General features: G+C 57.2%; 3 protein-coding genes. All 3 read right to left on the bottom strand.

All coding sequences use genetic code 11. From position 1 onward, the window contains the following. Positions 1-110: 110 nt before the first annotated feature. Complete coding sequence (locus tag IM271_RS08405) at positions 111-683, bottom strand: fimbrial protein (protein WP_193052440.1); 573 nt, start codon at positions 681-683, stop codon at positions 111-113. Between the two features lie 333 nt (positions 684-1,016). After that, positions 1,017-3,542, bottom strand: coding sequence for a bifunctional glycosyl transferase/transpeptidase (gene mrcB / locus IM271_RS08400; RefSeq protein WP_126326319.1), 2,526 nt, complete (start codon positions 3,540-3,542; stop codon positions 1,017-1,019). 101 nt (positions 3,543-3,643) lie between these two features. Then, positions 3,644-6,073, bottom strand: a complete 2,430-nt coding sequence (gene hrpB / locus IM271_RS08395) for an ATP-dependent helicase HrpB (RefSeq protein WP_193052439.1) — start codon at positions 6,071-6,073, stop codon at positions 3,644-3,646. Between the last annotated feature and the right edge of the window lie 22 nt (positions 6,074-6,095).

Genomic DNA, 6,095 nt, shown 5'->3' with positions numbered 1-6,095 from the left:
CACTTGCCTGTACTGAACAGCAGGAAATAATTAAACAACCACATAACAATTTAAATAAAGTCTTCATACAATGTTCCAAAAAGGCAGCCGTTCAGGCTGCCCGTCATTGCTTAGCGATAGACAACCTCGAATGTTGCAGAGGAGGAGTAATGGCCCGCGGTTGGCGCGGTATCCCCCACCTGAATCACTTTCGCGGTGTAGTTAAAGACAGAAGCCGTTGCCCCGGTCGCGTCGTTATTCACATCGGTACCCGTATCCGGTACTGAACCGTCGAAAACAACATCGCCTTTAGCGCCGTTCTCATTGCTGACGATGATGCCAACGTTGGTCGCATTGCCTGCGCCAGACAGATCGTTCTTCAAGCGCTTGTTAGCGGCATCTGTTGTCGTGCCGCTAAACTTGAGGTTCAGTTTAGCGACCAGCGGGTCACATTTTTTCACTTCAATCTTAAAGGCTTTTGAGGTGCCAACCGTACCGTCAGCGCCAAAATCCGAAGGATAGGTATCTGCGAAAGTGACGGTGGAAGCGTTAGTCCCTGTGCCATCAACGTTAATTTCACAGGTATCGGCAACAATTTTTCCGGCGAAGTTCACCGTACCGGAATAGTTTGATGCAAATACAGGCAGAGACAGCGCGGCCATAACGCTTCCGGCTAAAAATGTAGAGACAATTTTTTTGTTCATGAAAAATATCCTTATATTTGACAATTGTGGCATCCATTCGCACTACAAATATTTTGAGTCGAAATGTTATCCAGCATGTTACGCATGACTGACTAAATAGGAATATCCTTTGAGCCAGTGAATTTCTTATGGCGATTACATCAGATTATTCTTCATTGTGTCCAGAGAGGATAAAGTTATGTAACATGCAGACAGTTTCAAACATATGTTTTAGATGAAAAAAATGAGAACTTAAAAATTCTAAATTAGATGTTTAATTTTTTTAAAAATTGCATAATGTAAAAAACAAAAAACCCGCCTCATATTAAAGCGGCTTTTTATTCAGGGAATTAATTAATTCCCACCAAACATATCCTTGATCCAGCCGGCCACGCCATCACTGTCTTTCTTCTCGTTCTGCTGCTGGGCCGGTTGTTGCTGCGGCTGCTGCGGCTGAGAAGATTGATCGAACGGGTTGCCCGTTGGCTGTTCAGGCTGGCTCTGCTGGCACAGTGAGTCCGGGTTGGTCGTCCAGACCGGCAGGGTACGCATCCCGCCGCCGCAGATAAAGTTCCCGGAACCATCCACGCCCATATCGACGATATCTTCCGGCGCGACCAGGTTCAGCGGCACAGGTGACTGGTTCGCCAGGTAGCGCTGGTAAATCGACATCGCCCCGCTCGCCCCGTAAAGTTTGGTCGGCTGGTTGTTGTCACGGCCTACCCAGGTGATCACCACTTCACGGCCATCAATACCGGCAAACCAGGTATCAACGTTGTTGTTGGTGGTCCCGGTTTTACCCGCCAGATGCAGACCAGGATACTTCGCCCCCAGCTGACGACCGGTACCGCGCTGCACAACCTGCTGCATCGTCCACAGCGTCATGTAGGCCGCCTGCGCAGGAACGGCACGTTCAGCCTGCGGGAAGCTCTGATACAGCACGGAGCCATCTTCGGCAATCACCGAACGCAGGGCTGAGAGCGGTGCGCGGTTACCCCCGCTGGCAATGGTCTGGAACGCCTGCGCCACTTCGATCGGCGTCAGGTTAAGCGCCCCCAGAATCATCGCCGGAACAGGGTGCAGCTGATCTTTCGGTACGCCCAGCTTCTGCCAGGTGTCGACAATGGCCGGCAGGCCCAGCGCCATACCGAGGTTAACCGTAGGTACGTTCATGGAGCGGGTTAACGCGTCCACCAGCATCACCTGGCCGCTGAACTGTTTATCATCGTTCTGCGGTGACCAGACCTGGCCGTTAGGCTGACGCAGGGAGATTGGCGCATCGGCGATCCAGGTGTTCAGGCGATACAAATTCGGCTGGCTCAGCGCGGTGAGATAGGTCGCTGGTTTAGCCAGAGAGCCAATCGAACGACGCGCCTGCATCGCGCGGTTGTAGCCCGCATACTGCGGCTCTGCGCCGCCCACCATCGCGCGCACTTCGCCGGTGTTACGGTCAACCACCACCATCGCGGTTTCCAGATCGGAGAGCTTGCGCTGCTTCTTCAGCGCCGGGATCCCTTCCACCGCCGCTTTTTCTGCCGCGTCCTGGGCTACCGAGTCAAAGGTTGTGAAGATCTTCACGCCGGAGAGATCTTTGACCTTATCACCGAGCTTGCTTTGCAGCTCCTGGCGCACCATCTGCATGAAAGCAGGCTGCGGAGAGATCACCCCACCGCGCGGCTGCACGCCCAACGGACGTGCGCTAAGCATGTCGTATAATTCCTGGTCAATCACCTGCTGCTGTTGCAGCAGACGCAGTACCAGGTTACGACGCTCCAGCGCCAGTTTCGGGTTGCGCCACGGGTTATAAATGGACGCCCCTTTCACCATGCCCACCAGCAGCGCCTGCTGGTCAAGGCTGAGCTCTTCCACCGGACGGCCAAAGTAGTACAGGCTCGCCAGCGGGAAGCCGCGGATCTCGTTATCGCCGCTCTGGCCGAGGTACACCTCGTTCATGTACAGCTCAAGGATACGATCCTTGCTGTAGCGCGCATCCATCAGCACGGCCATGTACGCTTCGTTGGCTTTACGCCAGTAAGAACGCTCGCTGGAGAGGAACAGGTTCTTCACCAACTGCTGGGTAAGCGTACTCGCTCCCTGCACGGTACGGCCCGCCGTCAGGTTCGCCAGCACCGCACGACCGATGGAGTAGAGACTGATACCGTCGTGCTCGTAGAAATGGCGGTCTTCGGTTGCCAGCAGGGTATCCACCAGCAGATCCGGGAAGCCGTTACGCGCCACGAACAGGCGCTGTTCGCCATTGGCGGACGAGAGCATGGTGATCAGACGCGGATCAAGACGGAAGAAACCGAACTGGCGGTTATTGTCCATGTTCTCAATGGTTTCCAGCCGATCGCCGTCAAAAGTCAGACGCGCGCGCACCTGCCCCTCTTTGCTGTCCGGGAAGTCGAACGGGCGGCGGATCATCTCAATGCTTTTCGCCTGGACGGTAAATTCGCCCGGGCGGGTCATTTTCGTGACCTGACGATACTGCGTAGCTTGCAGCAGTTTCACCATCTCGTTCTTGCTGATGGACATGTCCGGCTCAAGGTTCACCATGCGACCATACACTGCCGCCGGCAATTGCCAGACTTTCCCGTCGATACGGCTGCGGATCTTCTGATCCAGATAAACGCCGTAAATCGCGATCAGCACAACAAAAACAATGAACAGCTTCAGCAGCAGCCAGAACCAGCCGCGCTTCCCACGAGGCTTACGCCCTTTGCCTTTCCCTTTACGCGGCATCGGTTCTTCATCCTCATAATCGTCTTCATAGTCATCGTCATAGTCCTCATCTCTGAGGCGACGACGGCTTACTTTTTCTTTCGCCGGACGCGCGGGTTTTCCCTTACGTCCTATTGGCTCGCGGTCATTCCCCGCCATGCTTTTTCTCCGCAACTTTCAGGCGCAAAGGCCAGATTTTCCTTTCTTTCACAGGTCTGTGGAAGAAGAAATCTCTCAAAATAAACAGCAAGACTTTCCTGTCAGGAATACTTCTTCGTCCGCCGCGTCGGCGCCGTATTCGCCGGATCGTCCGGCCAGACGTGTTTGGGATACCGTCCCTTCATCTCTTTCTGCACGTCACGGTAGCTCCCGGCCCAGAACGCCCCCAGATCGCGAGTGATCTGCAGGGGGCGATGCGCAGGCGAGAGCAGCTCAAGCACCAACGGCACCCGCCCTTCCGCAATAGACGGCGTGGTTGCCTCACCAAACATCTCCTGCATCCGAACCGCCAGCGCCGGAGGATTATCCTCATGATAACGAATGGCAATCCGGCTCCCGGTGGGCACAGTGTAATGCCCAGGAAGCTCACTATCCAGACGTTGACGTAATGACCAGTCCAGTAAATTCTGTAACGCGGTCTTAACATCAAGCGCCTTAAGGGCGCGCAGAGAGTGCACGCCGCTCATTTGCGGCAGCAGCCACTGCTCAAGCGTCGCGAGCAGCGTCTCATCATCCACCGCGGGCCAGCCGTATTCCGGTAGCCACTTCGCGGCGCAGTGCAGACGAATGCGATACTGTTCAGCTTCCGGCGTCCAGTTCAGGACGTTAAGGCCCTTTTCCCGAATGCCGTTCAGCATTGCCTGGTGTAACTCTTCTTCCGACGGCTTCGCCAGCGGTTTCGTCCCGAGGATCAGTTTGCCAATCTGACTACGCCGAAACGCCTTTAGCGTCCCCTGAGCGTCATCCCATTCCACGATGTCCGATTGCTGGAGCAACTGCGGGCAGGTACGCGTCAGGGCATCTATGTCCACGGCAATCGCCTGTAAAATACGGGCATCAGGAGACTGGCTGCCCTGAAGCAGGAGCGGCGCGATCAGCCATTCATGTCGCGTCAGGGCATCATCGCTGTCCAGCATCGCCCCCATGCCGTTTGCCAGCTGGTAGCGTCCATCCAGCCCGCGGCGGCGCGCAATCCTGTCCGGGAAGGCCAGCGCCAGAAGGGAGGCAATCTTATCGCCGTCAGGTGAACCGCCCCGGCAGTTCAGGCGTTTGCACAGCTGCTGCGCCCGCTGCTGCCAGTTTCCCTGATTGCGCGAAAACGCCTGCCCCAGATCGCTGCTGCCTCCGCGCGGCGGCTCCTCAAGAATAGCCGCCAGTTTCGCCGCTGTGGCAATTTCATCTTCGCTCTGAGCGGCCACCAGCATTGCCGCCAGACGCGGATCGTTGCCCAGCGCCGCCATTTTCTGACCGCGCGCCGTCAGACGTTCACCTTCCAGCGCGCCAAGCTGGGTGAGCAGGCTGCGCGCGGCGGCGAGATTCACGACAGGCGGTGGATTAAGCCAGGTGAGCTGTTCAGGATCCGGGCAGCCCCAAAGCAGGAGATCCATCACCAGCCCGGAGAGGTCGCTTTGTAAAATCTCCGGCGTGCTTTGCTGTGCCGCGCGTTCAGCCTGCTCCGCGCTGGTCAAATGCAGGCAAATACCCGGCTCAAGACGCCCCGCACGGCCCGCGCGCTGCACCATTGACGCCTGGCTGATGCGTTGTGTCAGCAGTTTAGTCAGCCCGGTGCGCGGATCAAAGCTCGCCACCCTCTCCTGCGCGCTATCCACCACCAGGCGAATGCCTTCGATGGTCAAACTGGTTTCGGCAATGTTGGTTGCCAGCACGACTTTACGCTGCCCCGCCGGGGCGGGAAGGATGGCTTTACGCTGCTCGGTCAACGACAGGGCGCCATAGAGCGGGCAAAGCAGTACGTCACTGCCCACCCTGGAGGCCAGCCGCTCCTGCACGCGCTGAATCTCCCCCACGCCGGGCAAAAACAGCAGCAGCGAGCCGGGCGCCTGGCGAAGCAGGTCAGCAGTAGCAATAGCTACCGCTTCGTCAAAGCGCTGATGGGCAGGAAGCGGCTGATAGCGACGCTCAACAGGAAATGCCCGTCCTTCTGAGCTGATGACCGGCGCATCGGGTAATACCTGTCGTAGCCGCTCGTTATCCAGCGTCGCCGACATAATCAGCAGCCGCAGATCGTCGCGCAGCCCCTGCTGAACGTCGAGCAACAGCGCGAGGGCCAGATCGGCCTGCAGGCTGCGCTCGTGGAATTCATCCAGGATCACCAGCCCGACGCCGTTCAACTCCGGGTCGTTTTGCAGCATGCGGGTAAGAATGCCTTCGGTGACCACCTCAAGCCGCGTGGACGGGCCGACGCAGGTTTCGGCGCGCATCCGGTAGCCTACCGTTTCACCCGGTTTTTCATTCAGCAGTTCCGCCAGGCGCTGCGCCACGTTGCGCGCGGCCAGCCTGCGCGGCTCCAGCAGGATAATTTTCCCGGCAATCTTCCCCTCTTTAAGGATCTGCAGCGGCAGCCAGGTAGATTTACCCGCCCCCGTAGGCGCGTTAAGCAAAACCTGCGGGGCATGTTGTAAGGCAGCGAGAAGCTCAGGAAGAACGACGGCGACCGGCAATGAGGACACTAACAGCTCCAGAGGGTTAACA

It is taken from the genome of Enterobacter cloacae complex sp. I3 (assembly GCF_014896175.1).
Lineage (GTDB): Bacteria > Pseudomonadota > Gammaproteobacteria > Enterobacterales > Enterobacteriaceae > Enterobacter > Enterobacter bugandensis.
Note: the sequence above shows the minus strand (reverse complement) of the source record. Positions and strands in the feature narration are given on the sequence as shown.